General features: G+C 70.4%; 11 protein-coding genes. 5 read left to right on the top strand and 6 right to left on the bottom strand.

The window, feature by feature from the left end; genetic code table 11:
• Positions 1-97: 97 nt before the first annotated feature.
• From malQ to AC3WQZ_RS00355, 5 genes are read right to left on the bottom strand one after another with little or no spacing between them, the layout of a single operon-like run.
• Positions 98-2347, bottom strand: coding sequence for a 4-alpha-glucanotransferase (gene malQ / locus AC3WQZ_RS00335; RefSeq protein ID WP_492299742.1), 2250 nt, complete (start codon positions 2345-2347; stop codon positions 98-100).
• Complete coding sequence (gene glgX, locus AC3WQZ_RS00340; protein WP_010814546.1) at positions 2344-4578, bottom strand: glycogen debranching protein GlgX; 2235 nt, start codon at positions 4576-4578, stop codon at positions 2344-2346. The genes malQ and glgX overlap by 4 nt, the downstream gene beginning before the upstream one ends.
• Positions 4575-6845: a 1,4-alpha-glucan branching protein GlgB gene (gene glgB, locus AC3WQZ_RS00345; RefSeq protein ID WP_010814545.1), complete on the bottom strand. Its 2271-nt coding sequence runs from the start codon at positions 6843-6845 to the stop codon at positions 4575-4577. The genes glgX and glgB overlap by 4 nt, the downstream gene beginning before the upstream one ends.
• Entirely contained in the window at positions 6842-10201 is a 3360-nt protein-coding gene (treS, locus tag AC3WQZ_RS00350) for a maltose alpha-D-glucosyltransferase (RefSeq protein WP_492299744.1), read from the bottom strand. The genes glgB and treS overlap by 4 nt, the downstream gene beginning before the upstream one ends.
• Positions 10202-10222: 21 nt before the next feature.
• A complete protein-coding gene (locus tag AC3WQZ_RS00355; RefSeq protein WP_492299746.1) occupies positions 10223-13639 on the bottom strand; it encodes a maltotransferase domain-containing protein in 3417 nt (1138 codons plus the stop codon).
• Positions 13640-13981: 342 nt separating this feature from the next.
• On the opposite strand from AC3WQZ_RS00355, the gene AC3WQZ_RS00360 reads away from it, so the two are divergent.
• The 5 genes from AC3WQZ_RS00360 (at position 13982) to AC3WQZ_RS00380 (ending at position 17043) form a co-directional block, all read left to right on the top strand.
• A complete protein-coding gene (locus AC3WQZ_RS00360; RefSeq protein WP_492299747.1) occupies positions 13982-14353 on the top strand; it encodes a hypothetical protein in 372 nt (123 codons plus the stop codon).
• A gap of 37 nt (positions 14354-14390) precedes the next feature.
• Entirely contained in the window at positions 14391-14834 is a 444-nt protein-coding gene (locus tag AC3WQZ_RS00365) for a PA2169 family four-helix-bundle protein (protein ID WP_010814541.1), read from the top strand.
• Between the two features lie 150 nt (positions 14835-14984).
• Positions 14985-16127: a flavodoxin family protein gene (locus AC3WQZ_RS00370; RefSeq protein ID WP_492299749.1), complete on the top strand. Its 1143-nt coding sequence runs from the start codon at positions 14985-14987 to the stop codon at positions 16125-16127.
• A gap of 44 nt (positions 16128-16171) precedes the next feature.
• Positions 16172-16738 (top strand): BON domain-containing protein, encoded by a 567-nt coding sequence (locus AC3WQZ_RS00375; protein ID WP_011617304.1) that lies wholly within the window; start codon positions 16172-16174, stop codon positions 16736-16738.
• Between the two features lie 32 nt (positions 16739-16770).
• A complete protein-coding gene (locus AC3WQZ_RS00380) occupies positions 16771-17043 on the top strand; it encodes a BON domain-containing protein (RefSeq protein ID WP_010814538.1) in 273 nt (90 codons plus the stop codon).
• A 29-nt stretch (positions 17044-17072) separates the two neighbouring features.
• Here the strand turns inward: AC3WQZ_RS00380 and AC3WQZ_RS00385 are convergent, their stop codons facing one another.
• Positions 17073-18452, bottom strand: coding sequence for an erythromycin esterase family protein (locus AC3WQZ_RS00385; RefSeq protein ID WP_439669130.1), 1380 nt, complete (start codon positions 18450-18452; stop codon positions 17073-17075).
• Between the last annotated feature and the right edge of the window lie 23 nt (positions 18453-18475).

Genomic DNA, 18475 nt, shown 5'->3' on the forward strand with positions numbered 1-18475 from the left:
CGCATGTACGTGGGTCAAGCTTAGTGGATGGAGCAATCCCTGCAGGGAGATCGCGGAGCTGGTCTTGCAAGCGGCACTTTTTGCGGGCGAGCCGTGGCTACGCGCGTGGCGGCGGACGGCGTGCGCCGTGGCGGCCGCCGCGCAGGGCGTTGGCGCGCGCCCGCACCATCGGGGTATCGAACAGCGCACGTACATCGGCGTCGAGCCGGCGCTGCCAGTTGGGGTGGACGCTGGTGGTGCCGGGCAGGTTGGGTTGCTCGGCCTCGCCCAGCAGGTCTTCCAGCGGCACCAGGCGCATGGCGGTGCGCGCGGTGCCCAGCCACGCCAGCACGGCATCGAGCGGGGCATCGGCGGGGTCCGGCACGGCGCCGCTGCACAGCCCCGCTGCGCACAGCGCCTGCCAGAGCGCGCCGCGCTCGCGCGCACGGCCGGCCTGCATCGCCGCGAGGGTTTCGCCCGGCGCCAGCAGGTGCAGCCGGTCGCGCCACGCAAGGTCGCGGCCGGCCCACCAGCCGGTGACTGTGGGGAGGTCGTGGGTCGAGGTGGTGGCGATGGCATCGGGCGGCCAGGCTGCGGGAGGCAGGAAGGCCGGCACGGTGTCGGGCGCCGGGGCGGGCACCCGCTGAGCTGCCTCGGCCGCATCCACTGGCGCGCTCTCTTCGCGCTGGAACCACAGCACATCGATGCCCAGCACGCCACGGGCCGACAGCGCCGCATTCAGCTCCGGCGGCACCGTGCCCAGGTTTTCGCCGATGATGATGGCGCGGTGCCGCCATGATTCCAGCGCCACCAGCCGCAACATGTCCTGCAGCGGATAGCGCAGGTAGGCGCCTTCACTGGCCGGGGCACCGGCAGGCACCAGCCACATGCGTGCCAGGCCCAGCACATGGTCGATGCGCAGCCCGCCGGCATGGGCCAGGTTGGCGCGCAGCATCTCCAGGAAGGCCGCGTAGCCGCGGCGGCGCAGCCCGCGCGGCGAGAACACCGCCACGCCCCAGTCCTGCCCGAGCGGGTTGTACAGGTCCGGCGGTGCGCCGGCATGGAAGCCCGCCAGGATTTCCTGTTGCCGCGTCCAGGCCTGACTGCCGCCAGGGTCGGCCCCCACCGCCAGGTCGGAGACGATGCCGACCGCCATGCCCGCGCCGCGCGCCGCACGCTGCGCGCGTGCCATGCCGTCGGCCGTAATCCATTGCAGGAAAGCGTGGTAGGCGACCTCATCGGCATGGGCCTGTGCAAAGGCCGCCACGGCGGCATCGCCGGGCGCGCGCAGCGTGACCGGCCAGCAGCGCCAGTCAGGCGCGGGGTTGTGGTTCATGCCGTTGGCGCTGTCGGCCAGGCGCCGGGCCTGGATCGCCTCGTAGCATGCGTGCGCGTGCAACGCGGTGCCGCCGCGCGCGCGAAAGGCGGCGCAGTCATCGAGCGCCGCGCGCGGCAGCAGCGCATCGCTGCGCTCCCATAGCCACCGCAGGATGGCGTAGCGCAGCGGCGTCAGCTTGACCCAGTCGATCTCGCTGCGGGCTTCCAGCGCTTGCAGCGACTCGCCCGCGCCGAGCGCGGCGACGGCCCAGTCTACCGCGGCCTGCCCGAATTGCACGGCGGGGTCGGCATAGAGCGGATTCAGGAACAGGCGGCTGGACGGCGCATACGGGCTATAGCGCTCGGGCAGGGCGGCAAAGCCGGCGTGCAGCGGGTTGATGGCGACGGCGTCGGCGCTGGCGCCGGCTGCGCTGATGCAGCACTGGGTCAGCGCGCTCAGGTCGCCCAGGCCGCAGGGCGCGCCGCGGCGCAGGCCGTAGAGCTGCACTGCCAGGCCCCAGGGCCGGGTCAGTTCGCCCGCGCGGCCGGCGTGCCGCAGCGCATCGGCAACGCCGTAGCAGCGCGGCGGAGCGATTGCCAGCACGGTGTGCGCATCGCCGAGTTCCAGGCGGTGGTAGCCGCATACGTCGATGGCGGGCAGCAGCATGGTGCCGTCGCTGTCGCGCGCGCTGCCATCGTTGCCACGCTCCGCGGTGCCGGTGACGATGGCGCCGTCTTCCAGCGTCAGCCGGTAGGACCGCTGCGGCAGGGTATGTGGCCACGGCACCGCCACCGGCTTGCCGCGCTCGGCGGTGACCAGCGGCGGCAGTGCATGCGCGGCGTCATCGGAGGCAAGCCATGCGCGCGACGCTTCGCACTGGCCAGTGGTGGCGCAAGGCAGGCCCAGGCCGTCCAGGACGCGCCGCAGTGCGGCGTCGGACACGGTCTGGGGCTGGTTCCAGGCATCCGTCCACCGGGGCAGCAGGCCCGCGCGCAGTGCCAGCGCATGCAGCGCCGTGGGCGTGTCGTGGCGGGTGGCGCGCCGGCTCATGCCTGTGCCTCCTGCGGCGCGCCCAGCGGCGGGCTTTCCTGGGGCGCGCTCTGGCGGCTGCGGGCCTGGGCCGCCAGCAGCACCAGCGAGTGGCCCGCCACCGCCTGGCTGTCGGCGACCGCCTCGCCCGCGAGTTCGGCCTCGGTGGCGTCGGGCCGGCTGCTGTCGAACAGCAGTTTCCAGGCCAGCGTGGGCCCGGGCAGCAGGAAGGAGGCCTCGGCATCGCCGGCGTTGAGCAGCAGCAAGGTTACCTGCACGGCGCCGGCATCGTTCTCTTCGTCCTGCGCCAGCGAGCCCAGCTGCGCGCGCTCCGGTTGGGGCGGCGCGGCCGCGCGGCGCAGCGCGAGCGTGCGGATCTCCGGGTCGGCCCATTCCTCGGGGGTGGGCGGTTTGCCGTCGGTATCGAACCAGGCAATATCGGCAATGCCCTGCGCCGGTTCCTCGCGCCCGTGCGCGAAGCGGTCGCCGGCCAGGGAGTGCAGCCGCCGGCGCAGGTCCAGCAGGCGGCGCACCATGTGCTGCAGCGGCTGGGCGCCGGGCGTCTGGGCCTGCTTCCAGTCCAGCCACGAGATCTCGTCGTCCTGGCAGTAGGCGTTGTTGTTGCCTTGCTGGCTGCGGCCCCATTCATCGCCGGCGGTCAGCATCGGCGTGCCCTGCGACAGCAGCAGCGTGGCCATCAGTGCCTGCGCCACGCGCGCGCGGCAGGCCAGGATGGCGGGGTCGTCGGTGGGGCCTTCGATGCTGCCGTCGGGGCTCCAGTTGGCGCTGGCGTTGTCGTCGGTGCCGTCGCGGTTGTCTTCGCCGTTGGCCTCGTTGTGCTTGCTGCTGTAGCTGACCAGGTCGGCCAGCGTGAAGCCGTCGTGTGCGGTGATGAAGTTGATGCTGGCCCACGGGCGCCGGTGGCGGCGGTCGAAGAGGTCGGCCGAGGCCGCCAGCCGAGCCGCCAGTTCGCCGCGGTGGCCGGCGTCGCCGCGCCAGAAGCGGCGCGCCACGTCGCGGAACTTGTCGTTCCACTCGGCAAAGCCGGGCGGGTGGTTGCCAAGCTGGTAGCCGCCCGGGCCCAGGTCCCACGGCTCGGAGATCAGCTTGACGCGGCTCAGCACCGGATCCTGCATCAGTGCATCGAAAAAGCCCGAGCCCGCATCGAAGCCGTTGCCCTCGCGCCCGAGGGTGGTGCCCAGGTCGAAGCGGAAGCCATCGACGTGGTAGCAGTGCACCCAGTAGCGCAACGAGTCCATCACCATCTGCAGCACGCGCGGATGCGACAGGTTGAGCGTATTGCCGCAGCCGGTGTCGTTGATGTAGTGGCGCTCGTCGCCCGGCACCAGCCGGTAGTAGCTGGCGTTGTCCAGCCCGCGCCACGACACCGTCGGCCCCAGCTCGTTGCCCTCGCAGGTATGGTTGTAGACCACGTCCAGGATCACTTCGATGCCGGCCGCGTGCAGGCGCCGCATCGCCACCTTGAACTCCTGCAGTTGCCCGGTGCCCAGGTAGGCGGGCTCCGGCGCGAAGTACGCCATGGTGTTGTAGCCCCAGTAGTTGCGCAGTCCGCGCTCCAGCAGGAAGCGGTCCTGCAGGATGGCATGGACCGGCAGCAGCTCGACGGTGGTGATGCCGAGCTGCACCAGGTGGTCGATAAAGCGCGGGTCGCACAGCGCGGCGAAGGAGCCGCGCAGGTTGGGCAGCAGATCGCCGCGCAGCATCGACAGGCCCCGCAGGTGGGCTTCATAGATGACGGTGGACGGCCACGGCACCGCGGGCGGGCGGTCGTCGCCCCAGTGGAAGCTCTCGTCGACCACCACCGCCTTGGGCATGGTGGGGGCGCTGTCGCGGCGGTCCGGTGTCAGGTCGCCGCGCGCGCTTTGCAGGCGGTAGCCGAACAGCGCATCGGACCAGCGCACCGGGCCGCTCAACTGGCGCGCATACGGGTCGAGCAGCAGCTTGTGCGGGTTGAAGCGGTGGCCGTGCGCGGGATCGTAGGGGCCGTGCGCGCGGTAGCCGTACAGCGTGCCGAGCGCCGCATCGGGCAGGTAGCCGTGCCAGATCTCGTCGGTGCGTTCCGGCAGCTGCAGGCGCGCCAGCTCCTTGCGCCCGTTGTCGGAGAACAGGCACAGGTCGATGCGCGAGGCATGGGCCGAGAACACCGCGAAATTGACACCCAGGCCGTCCCAGTGGGCCCCGAGGGGATACGGCTTGCCCGGCAGCAGCCGGTCCGCGAACTGTCGGCTCATGTCGATGCGCCCTGGATGCCGCCACCAGGATCGAAGCGCAGCACCAGCGTGGCCAGCGGCGGCAGCGTCAGCGCGAGCGAAGCCGGCTGCCCGTGCGAAGGCACGTCCACTGCCGCTACCGCGCCGCTGTTGCCGACATTGGTGCCGCCATACACGGCGGCATCGGTATTCAGGCATTCCTGCCAGGCGCCGGCATACGGCACCCCGAGCCGGTAGCCATAGCGCGGCACCGGGGTCATGTTGACCACCACCAGCACCACTTCGCGGCTGTATGGGCCCGCGCGGCGCAGCCACGCAAACACGCTGTTATGGTTGTCGTCGCCCACCACCCACTGGAAGCCTTCCGGGCGGTGGTCCAGCGCATGCAGCGCGGGCAGCTCCCGGTAGAGGCGGTTCAGATCCCGCACCAGCGTGTGCATGCCGCGGTGCATGGGGTGGTCCAGCAAGGCCCAGTCAAGCTCGGCATCGTGGTTCCATTCCTGCCACTGCGCCAGTTCGCCGCCCATGAACAGCAGCTTCTTGCCCGGGTGCGCCCACATGAAGCCGTAGTAGGCGCGCAGGCCGGCAAAGCGCTGCCACTCGTCGCCGGGCACCTTGCCGATCATCGAGGCCTTGCCGTGCACCACCTCGTCATGCGACAGCGGCAGCACGAAGGCCTCGGACCACGCATAGACCAGCCCGAAGGTCATGTCCTGGTGGTGCCAGGCGCGATGGACGGGCTCGTGACCGAGATAATGCAGCGTGTCGTGCATCCAGCCCATGTTCCACTTGAAGTCGAAGCCAAGCCCGCCGCTGGCGACGCTGGCGGTCACGCCGGGCCAGGCGGTGGATTCTTCGGCGATGGTCAGCGCACCGGGGCAGCGTTCGTGGACCACGGCGTTCAGTTCGCGCAGGAAGTCGATGGCTTCCAGGTTTTCCCGGCCGCCGAAGCGGTTCGGCACCCACTGGCCGGGCTCGCGGCTGTAGTCGCGGTAGAGCATGGATGCCACCGCGTCCACGCGCAGGCCGTCGGCGTGGAAGTGCTCCAGCCAGTGCAGCGCGCCGGCCAGCAGGAAGCCGCGCACCTCGTTGCGGCCGAGGTTGTAGATCAGGGTGTTCCAGTCCTGGTGGAAGCCTTCGCGCGGGTCCTCGTGCTCATACAGGGCGGTGCCGTCGAAGCGCGCCAGCCCGTGCGGATCGGTCGGGAAGTGCGCGGGCACCCAGTCCAGGAGCACGCCGATGCCGGCCTGGTGGCAGCGGTCGATAAAGGCGGCGAAGGCCTGCGGCGGCCCCAGCCGCGCGGTGGGCGCATACAGCGACAGCGGCTGGTAGCCCCACGAGCCGCCGAACGGATGCTCGGTGATCGGCAGCAGTTCGATATGCGTAAAGCCCAGTTCCTGCACGTATGGCACCAGCCGCTCGGCCAGGATCTCCCAGCCGCGCTGCGTGTCGTTGGCCGCGCGCAGCCACGACAGAGCGTGGACCTCGTAGACCGACATCGGCGCTGCGTAGGGATCGGCGCCGCCGCGGCGCGCCATCCAGTCGGCGTCATGCCAGGCGAAGGGGGGCGCGCCCTGGCCCGGTCCGGCCACCACCGAGGCGGTGGCGGGGGGCGCCTCGGTGGCCAGCGCGAGCGGGTCGGCCTTGTCCGGCAGCTCGGTGCCGTGCGGGTCGAGCAGGTCGTACTTGTAGCGGCTGCCGGGCTGCGCGCCCAGTGCGGCGGGGATGAACAGCTCCCAGATGCCGCTGGGGTGGCGCAGCCGCATCGGGTGCCGCGCCGGATGCCAGCCGTTGAAGTCAGCGATCACAGAGACCCGCCGCGCGTTCGGCGCCCATACGGCAAAGCGCACGCCGTCGATGCCGTCCACGCGCTGCCACTGCGCGCCCAGGCAGGCGCCGAGCTCGAAGTGGCGGCCCTCGGCGATCAGGTGCAGGTCCAGCTCACCCAGCAGCAGGCCAAAGGCGTAAGGGTCGGCGCCGCACTGCCCGCTGCCGTCGGACCATTGCACGCGCAGCCGGTAATCGGGCGCACCGCCCTTGTATTCGCGCGGCAGCCGCGCGGCGAAGACGCCGCCGCCATGCAGCCGTGCCATCTCCGCCAGTGGCGTGCCGCCGGCATCGGTCAGCTGCACCGACGCCGCCCCTGGCAGGCAGGCGCGCACCAGCGTGCCGTCGCCGTCAGGGTGCGGGCCCAGCACGGCAAACGGATCATGGTGGCGCGCACCAAGCAAGGCCTCGAACTCGTGGCCCGGCAGCATGCCGGGCTGCGTGCCATGGGCGGGGGTCATGGCTGGTCTCCCGGCGCCAGCAGCTTGCGCACCAGGCGCGCCAGGCCGCTGACCGGCAGGTCGATCCAAGCCACGCGGTTGGCGGCTTCGTAGTCGACCTCATAGGCTGCCCGTTCCAGCAGGAACAGGTCCAGCAATGGCTGCAGCTGGCCGGGCGCGGCCCAGGGTGTGCCCGAGTCCTGCATGTGCAGGTGGTAGCAGTTCAGGAGGGCTTCGCTGGCGGTGCTGCGGAAGCGCTCCAGCAGCACCGCGCGGCGTTCGGCCAGCTGCGGCGGCAGTTCGCTGTGGGTGCGCTCCTGGCGGTCGGTGCCGACCGTGGCCGCGGCGTAGTCAAGCGAGCGCAGCAGCCCGGCCACATCGCGCAGCGGCGAGGTCTTGCGCCGGCGCCAGTCCAGCGGCAGGCCGGGCTCGCCTTCGAAGTCGACCAGGTAGGTGTCGTTCTGCGCAATCAGCACCTGGCCCAGGTGGAAGTCGCCGTGGATGCGTGTCTGCAGGCTGCCCGGCGCGGCAGCGGCGAGCTGTTCGACCAGCGCGGGCAGCGCGTCGCGCGCGGCCAGCAGGGTCTGCACGTCGGCCTCGAAGCCCTGGCGCACCGGTCCCGGCACGGTGGCGGGCGCGGACTCCAGCCGCGTCAGGGCGCGCTGCAGCGCACGCAAGGCTTGCTCGGCCCACGCGCGCGCATCGCCTTCGGTGGCCGGCAACGGCGCGAACGCGTCGTCGCCGCTGGGCCGTGCCAGCACCGCATGGAGTTCGGCGAGCCGGCGGCCGAGCGTGCCAGCCAGCGCGGCATAGCCGTTCATGGCCTCGGCAAACTCGTCCTCGCTCTCCTGCGAGGGCAGCGCGTCATCGATGGCGCGGCCCAGGTAGTCCAGGGTCCAGTCCCAGCCATTGCCCTGGTTCAGGACATAGCCCTGCAGCAGCATCAGCGTATGCGGCACGCCATCCGGTCCGGTGCGCACCACCTCGCCCAGCAGCGGCGCCGCGTGCGCATAGCCCTGCACGGTCAGGTAGCGCGTCATCTCGGCCTCGGGGTGGATGCCGCCAGAGACCCGGCGCACCATCTTGAGCACGGCGGTGTTGTTATAGGACAGCGAGCTGTTGGACTGCTCTGCCGACATGTATTCGATCGGGTCGCGCTCCAGTTCCAGCGCGGCCAGGCCGGCTTCGGCGCGGAAGTGGATGATGTCGTTGCCGGCGTGCATCTGCACGTCATTGCGCAGCGCGCGCACCACCTCGCGCGCAAAGGGCTCGACCACGAAACCGTCGGTGGCCAGCCCCACGCGGCTGCCCTGGCGCACGCGCGCCATCGACAGTCCATGTGCCAGCTGCGACACGCTGTCGGCGCTCTCGCGGTCCCACAGGATGCCCAGCGGCAGCTGGTAGCGTTCGGTGCGGCCAGGCAGGGTCACCTCCACCTCGCCCAGGTAGACATCTTCGCCGCTGCTGCCGCGCGCAAATGGCAGCAGGTACGCCAGGTCGATGCGCTCGATGCGCTCGTGCTTGGCGCCGAACCAGCGGCGCCGGCTGATGTAGTGCGGCAGCACGTCGCTGGCCATGATGCGGCGCGAGGCGTCGGTCAGCTCCGGCCGGCTCGTGTTCTGCATCACCAGGGTGATCTGGTCCGGCATCTGCTCGGGTGCTTCCACGTGCCATGACGGGGGCTGCGCCTCGTCACTGAGTACGAACCAGTAGAAGCCGTAAGGCGGCAGCGTGAGCAGGTAGGTCAGCGTGCCGATGGCCGGGAACGGCGTGGCGCCCATCATCTCCACCGGCACGCGGCCGTTGAAGGCGGACAGGTCCAGTTCGACGGCCTGCGGCGCGCGCGACAGGTTGGCCACGCACATGATGTGCTCGTCCTCGTATTCGCGCAGGTAGGCCAGGATCTTGCGGTTGCCCGGAAACAGGAAGCGCAGCGTGCCGCGGCCGAAGGCGCGGTGCTTGCGCCGCAGCGCCAGCATGCGCCGCATCCAGTTCAGCAGCGAATGCGGGTCGCGCGCCTGCGCCTCGACGTTGACGGCTTCGTAGCCATACAGCGGGCCTTGCAGCGGCGGCAGCACCAGGCGCTCGGGGTCGGCGTGCGAGAAGCCGCCGTTGCGGTCGGGTGACCACTGCATCGGCGTGCGCACGCCGTCGCGGTCGCCCAGGTGGATGTTGTCGCCCATGCCGATCTCGTCGCCGTAGTAGATCACCGGCGTGCCCGGCATCGAGAACAGCAGGCTGTTCATCAGCTCGATGCGGCGGCGGTCGCGCTCCATCAGGGGGGCCAGCCGGCGGCGGATGCCCAGGTTGATGCGGGCGCGCCGGTCGGTGGCGTAGACCTCCCACAGGTAGTCGCGCTCGCTGCTGGTCACCATCTCCAGCGTCAGTTCGTCATGGTTGCGCAGGAAGATGGCCCACTGGCAGTTGGGCGGCACCTCCGGCGTCTGGCGCATGATGTCGGTGATCGGGAAGCGGTCTTCGCGCGCGATCGCCATGTACATGCGCGGCATCAGCGGGAAGTGGAAGGCCATGTGGCATTCGTCGCCTTCCGGCTCCGGCCCGGTCAGGCCAAAGTACTGCTGCGCGTCCTCCGGCCACATATTGGCTTCTGCCAGCAGCATGCGGCCGGGGAAGCGCGCGTCCAGGTGGGCACGGATATGGCGGATGACGGCATGGGTCTCGGGCAGGTTCTCGTTGCTGGTGCCTTCGCGCTCGACCAGGTAGGGCACCGCGTCCAGGCGCAGCCCGTCGACGCCCATGTCGAGCCAGTAGCGCATCACCGACAGCACCTCGTTGAGCACCTGCGGGTTGTCGAAGTTCAGGTCCGGCTGGTGCGAGTAGAAGCGGTGCCAGAAGTAGGCGCCCGCCACCGGGTCCCAGCTCCAGTTGGACTTCTCGGTGTCGCAGAAGATGATGCGGGTGCCGGCGTAGGCCTGGTCATGGTCCGACCACACGTAGTAGCGCCGTGCCGCCGAGCCGGGCTTGGCGGCGCGCGCGCGCTGGAACCACGGATGCTGGTCGGAGGTGTGGTTGATCACCAGCTCGGTGATCACGCGCAGTCCGCGCGCGTGCGCCGCGGCGATAAAGCGGCGCGCCTCGGCCAGCGTGCCGTAGTCGGGGTGGACGTTGCGGTAGTCGGCGATGTCGTAGCCGTCGTCGCGGCGCGGCGACGGATAGAACGGCAGCAGCCAGACCGTGTCCACACCCAGGTTGACCAGGTAGTCGAGCTTGGCCAGCAACCCGGCAAAATCGCCCACGCCGTCGCCGTTGGCGTCGTAGAAGGACTTGATGTGGAGCTGGTAGATGATCGCGTCCTTGTACCAGAGCGGATCGGCGTTGAGCAGGGCGGCACTGCCGGTTTCGGTAAGGCGTTTCATCCGTGTCTCCACGTATGCCTGTCAGGCGCCGTGCGGGTCGGTCGAGGCCGGCGCCGAGGGTGGGCGGGGAGCGGGGCGCTCCAGCGGGCGCACATGCCAGACCGTGAACGGCAGTTGCGCCGGATCGAGCCGGATGCGCTGGTGCTTGCCGCGCAGCTCGAAGCGCCGGCCGTGCATCAGGTCGTGCACCGCCAGGCCGGCCTGGTCGGGCAGCCCCCATTCCCACAACGGGATTTCGATGTCGGTCTCGTGCGCCGTGCGCGGATCCAGGTTGATCGCGGCCAGCAGCACGTCGTCGCCGAACAGGTAGTCGGTGCCCGGCATGAAGCGCGCGAACCACAGCACGGCGTCGCTGCCGGCATGGTAGAAGCGCAGCCCCAGGTGGTTCTGCAGCGCCGGGTGCCCGGCGCGGATCTCGTTGAGCCGTGAGATCTCCGCGACGATATTGCCGGGCTGCTGCCAGTCGCGCACGCGCAGCTGGTATTTCTCGGAATCGAGATATTCCTCGCGCACCTTGCCGTTCAGCACAAAGGGCGCGCTCTCGCACAACTCGAAGCCGCTGTACATGCCCCACAGCCCCGACAGCAGCGTGGCCAGCGCCGCGCGGATCAGGAACGCGGGGCGCCCGCCCTGGTGCAGGAAGTAGGGGTTGATGTCAGGGGTGTTGACGAAGAAGTGAGGCCGGAAGAAGTCGCGCAGCGGGCTTTGCGTCAGCTCGGTCAGGTATTCGGTCAGCTCCCACTTGGCATTGCGCCAGGTGAAGTACGTGTATGACTGGCTGAAGCCCAGCTTGGCCAGCCGCGCCATCATCTTGGGCCGGGTGAAGGCCTCGGCCAGGAAGATGGTGTCGGGGTGGCGCGCGCGCACGTCGGCGATCATCCACTCCCAGAACGGCAGCGGCTTGGTGTGCGGGTTGTCGACGCGGAAGATGCGCACGCCCTGGTCGGCCCAGAACATCACCACGTCGCGCAGGGCCTGCCATAGCGCGGCGCCCGCGGGCGCTGCGGCGTAGAAATCGACGTTGACGATGTCCTCGTACTTCTTGGGCGGGTTCTCGGCATAGCGCAGCGAACCGTCCGGGCGGTGTGCGAACCATTCCGGGTGGTCGCGCAGCCACGGATGGTCGGGCGAGCACTGGATGGCGAAGTCCAGTGCCAGCTCCAGGCCATGTCTGGCCGCCGCGTCGCGCAGGCGGCGGAAGTCTTCAAAGGTGCCGAGCTCGGGATGCAGCGCATCGTGGCCGCCTTCCTTGCCGCCGATGGCGTAGGGGCTGCCGTGATCGCCCGGCTCGGCGCGCAGGCTGTTGTTGCGGCCCTTGCGGTGGGTGCGGCCGATCGGGTGGATCGGCGTGAAGTAGAGCACGTCGAAGCCCATCGCGCGAATCGCGGGCAGCCTGGCGATGACATCGTCGAAGGTGCCGTGGCGGGTCTCGTCGTTGCTTTGCGAGCGCGGGAACAGCTCGTACCAGCTGGCGTAGCGCGCGGCCAGGCGATCGGCCTCGACCGGCATGGCCACCGGATGACGCGAGGCAAACGGGCGACCCGCCGGGGTTGCCATCACTGCCTGCATCGCGGCCTCGGTGCGTGGCGACAGCAGGATCTCCTGCCGGCGAGCGTCATCGCCGGCAGCGGTGATCAGTTCGTCGACGATGGCTGAGAGCTCGGTGTCCGCGGTTGCCGTCCGGGTGTTCTTCCCGCCATTGCCCTGCTTCCCGTTCCTGGCAGGCTGCAGCAGCGCATCGGCCACCAGCCGCGCGCCTTCCTCGATCTCCAGCGCCACGTTGAGGCCGGCCGCGCGCTTCTTGCCGATCTCGTCGAGCCAGCTGGCGAAGGTGTCGCGCCAGGCCTCGACCGTGAATTCATGCCGGCCCAGCGCCACCAGCGGGAAACTGCCTTCCCAGCGGTCGTTGATCACGGGCTGCATCGGCGCCTGGTGCCAGCCAGTCTCGCCCGGCGCACGCCACAACACCGTGGCGGCAAGCTTGTCGTGGCCATCCATCCAGATATCGGCACTGACGGTCACGCGCTCGCCCACCACGCGCCGCACCGCGAAGCGGCCTTCGTTGCAGGCGGGCTCGACGTGCTCGATGGCGATCCGCGGGGCCTCCATTGCCGCCACCACGCTGCCCAGGCCGGTGGCGGCCAGCGTTTCATGGCCGTGCGGCGCGCGCGCGTCGGCTGCCGGCATGCCGGGCCGCGTCAGGGGCACCGGGGGCACTTCGTAGAGGCGGATATCGGCCGGTGCCAGCGTGATGCTGGCCAGCGCATCGAGCCGGTGGTTGGCATCGACCGTCCCGCCCGGGCCGCCCAGTGACGATTCCAGGTGCGCGCTGGCGTGCGGCAGCGCGCTCAGCACGCGGTCGGCGCCCAGCGTGCCGGGCGCCGCGGGGTCTGGATTGAGCACCACTGCCAGGGCGGGGGCACCGTCCGGTACCTCAGGGTCGCTACGGGTACCGGCGGCGTCGGGAGCGGGGCAGGCGCCGTCCGGCACAGGCAGCCGTGCCAGCACCGTCAGCGGCGCGTCGGGTCCGCTCAGCAGGCGCACGGCCAGTGCCGGCGCCGGATCGCGCGCAGCCAGCCAGGTATTGGTTTCCAGCAGCTCGTGGGTGATGTCGTACGGCGCGCCCTGATGCGGGGCACCATCCGTGGCCAGCGGGTCGCGTGCCAGCGCGCCGCCGGTCTCGAAGCCGGCCGGCACCAGGATGCCGTCGCCGATCGCCGCGGCGGTCCACAGCGCACGCCGCGCGCTGAGTGCGTCATGGCTTGCCGGCGTCAGCGCTGGGGCGGCCAGCACCCGGCCGAAGGGGCGCAGCCGCGCGATTTCCTCGGTCAGCCAGGGGCTGCGAAAATCCCACCACGGCAGCGAGCAGAATGCGCCGTCGAAGCCGGCGGGCGCGAGATCGTCCAGTTGCGCCGGCGTCAGCCCGGGCGTCCATGCCAGGAAGCATGGCGCACCGCGCGCCTGTGCCGGCACAGCATCGCTGCGCAGCGTGCCGGTCACCGCGGCCCAATGCCTGCCGTGCACGCGTGCCGGCGCACGGCAGCAGAAGCCCGCCGCGCCTGCCACCCAAGCCTGGCGCAGCCGGGCCGCCCACCACTGCACCAGCGCCTCGGCCGCTTGCTGGTCATGCCAGCGCAGGCGCGCGCCGGGGATGTGGCTGTCGGTCTCGTGTGGGGCGAAGGCTGGGAGCGCACTGTCGATCCAGCCAGGGTCGGGTGCTGGCCCGGTGCCGTCGGCGGGGTCGACCGCATAGCGGTCCAGTGAGATGTCGAGCAGCGGGGCCAGCCCGTGCCGGGCGCAAGCCGCGAAAGCGTCTTCGCCGGGCAGGTGCGGCCAGCCGCCGATCAGTACGTGGTCGAAGCCCAGTGCCGCCACGCGCTGGAGCGCGTGTTCATCGGCATCGGACGTTCCGGTCAGGTCGATCTGGCAGATCCGCACAAAATCCTCCCGGTGTTTCGCTCCGACGGAGCAACAAAATCCCGCTCCGGCGCCTTGCGGCCAGCCGGCGGGATGGCACAGCCATGCGAAGTGCGTGCCAGCGCGCCCGGCCAGTCTCCAATTGCGCGCCCAGCCAAGGCACCTCAAGGGCAAGCGCCGCGGCATCTCATGTGCGCGATGCCTTACTGCTTGTAAAAACTACCGGCGCGCGCCGTGCCGATGGAAAGAACGCGCAGGGCAATGGGGCCGATGCGGGCGCGGTGTCCAGCCGGTACGCTTCTTGCCGCTGTCTGGCAGCGCGTGTTGTTCCCGGCACGGTGGGAAGGCCGCGGAAGGAGACGCATGGACTGGTGGCTGGAGGCAGCGCAATGGCCTGCGATGGTGGTGACGGTGGTGGCCACCTGGCTGGTCGGCTCACGCCGGAGCGCGCGCCGGCGCGCCGGCTTCTGGGTCTTTCTTGCCAGCAACGTGCTGTGGATTGCCTGGGGCTGGCACGGTGGCGCCAATGCGCTGGTGGTCCTGCAGCTGGCGCTGATCGCGATGAACCTGCGCGGCATGCGCGAGGCCCGCAAGGCGTGGCCGCCCGCCTCGCAGTGCGCGCTTGCGGCCACTGGCGGCGCGCGGGACGAGCCGCTATCCTTGCACGAGCCCGGCGTGCGGCGCACGTCCGGCGCGAGCGAGCAACCGCCGGCGGCAGCCGGCCCCGATCGGTGACTTCACGGGTCCGCGCGCGGACCAGGGCAGGTGTGTCATGGCGAAGAAGAAGATCCTGTTGCTCAATGCGCTGATTGCGGCATCGCGCGAAGGCGAGCTTGGCTGCCGCGTCGCAGCGCTGGCCGCGGCCAATCCCCACCTGAAATCGCTGCTCACCAGCCGCGCCAATGCGTTTGCGCAAGCGGCGCGGGAGCTGCAGGCGTGCCTGCTTGACCTGGGGCAGCTGCCCGACATGACGGCAGCCCCGGCTGCGTCGGCCGGAAGCGCGATCGGCAAGCACGGCTCGGACCGGTCCATCCTGCAGGCGGTCAGCAAGCGTGAACACGCCGTGCAGCGACGCTATGCGCGGGCGCTGCGCACGCAGGTGCTGGGCTCGCGCCTGCGCGCCCTGGTGCGCCGCCAGTACCGTGGGGTGCAGGTCAGCCACGAGTTGTTTCGCGTGCTGCAGCAGCAGTACCGGACGCCGCAGGCAAGCCCGTAGCCGCCGGCCGAGACCGCATTTCTTACAAGGCAACGAACGAATTGCACGCGCGGCCGGCCGCCACGCAGGGCGCGGCGCGCAATGCATGCCCGCAGGGGATGGCGCTCATCTTGCATGTCTGCGGGACATGCATCCCGTACGGAGACCGTCATGCCCGAGCACCCGCCCACGCCAGCCCGGCCATCGCAGGATGCGCCGCGTGCGCCGCGCCATCCCGGCAACCCGGAAGATGTGCGCAAGGGGCAGGTGACCACTCCCCTGGCGCGCGACGCTTTCCGCCAGCGCTTTCTTGCGCGCTTCGCGGATCCCGCATACCGGCAGGAGGATGAGGCGCTGGACCGCCTCGAACACATTGCCTGGGATGCCTATCAGGAAGGCCGCAAGGCACCCCGCACGCATAAGGCCGGGCCAGGCTATGCCGATCCGGACTACGAGCTCTCCGACGAGTGGCGCGCCGCCAGCGAGGCCGTGCGCAGCGCACAGCAGCGCCAGGCAGATCCCGCCACACCGTCGCGCGTGTTGCTGGTGTGCGCCGCGGCGCGCAACGACTACACCTGCCCGGGCGAGGTGTCGAAATCCTGGCGCCTGGCCGGGCGCGCACGGGAACGGCTGGAGGCGGACGGCATCGAGGTCGACCTGCTCGACCTGAGCCACCTCGCTTCAGATGCCGACCTGCGCATCCATCCGTGCAAGGCGTGCGTGTCGACCGCAATGCCGTTGTGCCACTGGCCGTGCAGCTGCTATCCCAACCATGCGCTGGGCCAGGTCAACGACTGGATGAACGAAATCTATCCGCGCTGGGCGGCCTGCCACGGCGTGCTGATCGTGACGCCGGTGTACTGGTACCAGGCCGCCAGCCCGCTGAAGCTGATGATGGACCGGCTGGTCTGTGCCGACGGCGGCAATCCCGACCCCACCACCACGCATGGCAAGGACGTGGTGCGCGCCAAGGCGATGGAGCTGTCCGGCTGGGACTATCCCAAGCATCTGTCCGGGCGCGCCTACGGGCTGGTGGTGCACGGCGACGTGGCCGGCACCGAGGGCGTGCGCCGCGCGCTGGCCGACTGGCTCGACTGGATGGGCCTGATCGACGCGGGCCCGCAGGCGCGGCTGGACCGGTATATCGGCTACTACGAGCCCTATGCCACCAGCCACGTGGCACTGGACCAAGACACTGGCGTGCAGGGTGAAGTGGACAACGTGGCGCGCGCGCTGGCGTGCGCGGTGCGGCAGTTGCGCAAGGGCGAACTGCGCGCACCGGACCGCGGGCTGGTGCCGCCGCGGCAGAAGTAGCGGCACGCTGACTGACTGACGAATCGGGGCAAGCGGAGACGACGATGGATCGCAGAGACAACTGGCGCGGCCAGCCATGGCACGAGAGCGCGGTGCCTGAAGCCGATATGCGCAGTCACTACGTGGGCGCCTACGGGGTCTACGATTATGACGAGCCGGTGGACCCGGACGAGTCTGGCGGGCGCCGCGGGGCGTGGGAATGGCGGCCGGAGCGCTTGCCGCCGGACGCGCCGGCGCCGCGCGCCCGGGGCCAGACCGATCCTTACCGCCAGTTCACCGGCTACAACGAGCGCATGGATCTCTACCGGGGCGGGCCGCAGCGGGCGCGTCCGGTGGGGCCGCGCAATTACCAGCGCACGGACGAGCGCATTCTCGAAGACCTGTGCGAGCAGCTCTCGCGCAGCGCGCGGCTGGACCTCAACGATGTCGAAGTCCGGGTCGAGCAGGGCGTGGTGACGCTGGAGGGAAGTGTGCCGGACCGGCTGCAGAAGTACCGGATCGAGGATATTGCCGACGAGGTTTTCGGCGTGAAGGATCTGGTCAACCACTTGCACGTGGCGCGCACTGGCGCAGCGCAAGCGCATCCGGGCCACGGCATGCGTACCTACTGAGGCGTTGTTCCCACGGACGGGAGAGTGCGCGCATGACCGGTTCCCCGAACCCAGCCAATCACCGTGGCAATGCCGCGACGGCAGCGGATATGGCGCTGCAGGCGGCCCTGTGCTCGCGCCTGTGGGACGCCGGCCTCGACGTGAGCGAGGTTGCCGTGGACGTGGCGCAAGGCCGCGTGACGCTGCGCGGCGCGATCGGCGCGCAGGCCGACTGCGATGCAGTCGAAGCCTGCGTCCGCGGCTGTGACGGTGTGCGCGAGATCGTCAATCGCATCCAGGTTGCGCCGGACCGCACCGGCGGATGAGCGTCCGTGCAAGCGACAAGGCGGCCACTTCAGAGCCCGTAAGGCCAGGTCTCCGGCGCGCCCGGCGCGGGCTCCGCCGGCAGCGCCGGAACCGCGCGCGTACGGTCGAACCACAACAGCAGATCGAATTGCCGCGTCAGCGTGGCGCGCGCATAGTGGCTCTGCAGTTCGGTCTCGGGGCGGTAGATCACCCCGATAAAGCGCTCTTGCCGTGCCGGCATCAGCAGCTGACGCACTTCGGCCTGCACGCCGCCGTTGGCGCCGTCGGACGGGCCGCGCAGGTCGATCCAGGCTTGCGCATGGCCGGCCGCATGGAACAGATGCTCGTAGCTGTCGGCACGGGCAGGGCGCACTTGCTTGATTTCCATCGGGCCGTCCCACGATGTCGCCGCGGCGACGGTGCCGTCGTAAGTGCTCAAGCCAACCAGCGCGGCGTCGTCGCCGAAGGACTCGCGGCACAGCTGGCCGATACTCAGCTGCCCCTGGCTGGCGCCCATCTCGGTCTGCGAAGCATCCCCGATATGCGAGTTGTGCGCCCATACCACCGCGCGCGCTTGCGGGCCATGCGCCTGCAGCAGATGCGCCAGGGTTTCAAACATATGCGTGTCGCGCAGGTTCCAGCTGTCGTCGCTGCCGTGATACATCACGCGGTAGTAGCGCTCGGCTGAAGCGACCAGGCGCGCGTTCTGCGCGGCATCGAGAAAGTCCTCGTGACCCGCCCGGGCATAGGCCAGCCGTTTGTCCAGCAGCGCCTGCAGCTGTGCGACGACGGCATCCTCGCAGTCGGCATGCGTGCCGTGCAGCACGGCGCGCCCATAGCGCGCCGGATCCCGGCCCCACGGTTCCAGGCAGCCATAGCGCTCGCGCGCCGCTCGGGCGGCCTGTGGATCTACGCCCTCCAGGTAGGCCAGCACTGCAGCCATGGAAGCGCGCAGGCTGTAGATATCGAGGCCGAAGAATCCAGTGCGCTGCGCAGGCGCCAGGGTTTCATTGTGCGTGTGCAGCCAGCGGATAAAGCGCGCCACCTCCAGGTTGCGCCACATCCAGACCGGGAAGCGTGTAAAGGCTGCGCCGGGCGATTCGGCCGGCTGTGGCGGGCGGCCGCGCACGTGGCGGTCGACTGCCGCGGCATCTGGCCAGTCTGCCTCGACCGCGATGATGCGGAAGCCGTGCCGGGCCACCAGGTGCGCTGTCAGGGCAGCGCGGGCATGATAGAACTCGGCGGTGCCGTGCGTACTTTCGCCCAGGAGCACCACGCGGTGTCGGGCCAGCAAATCGGCCAGCACGCCGGTGGCATTGGCAAACGGACCGCGGAACGGGCTTGCCGCCGGGTCGTCGATGGGCGGCAATGGAACCGCCGCGGCCGCAATCGCGGCGGCGGCGCGGGGGTCAGCCCGGTGGTGTGGCATCTCGCATCGGTATCCGGGATTAG

It is taken from the genome of Cupriavidus sp. FW305-26, from assembly GCF_058787975.1.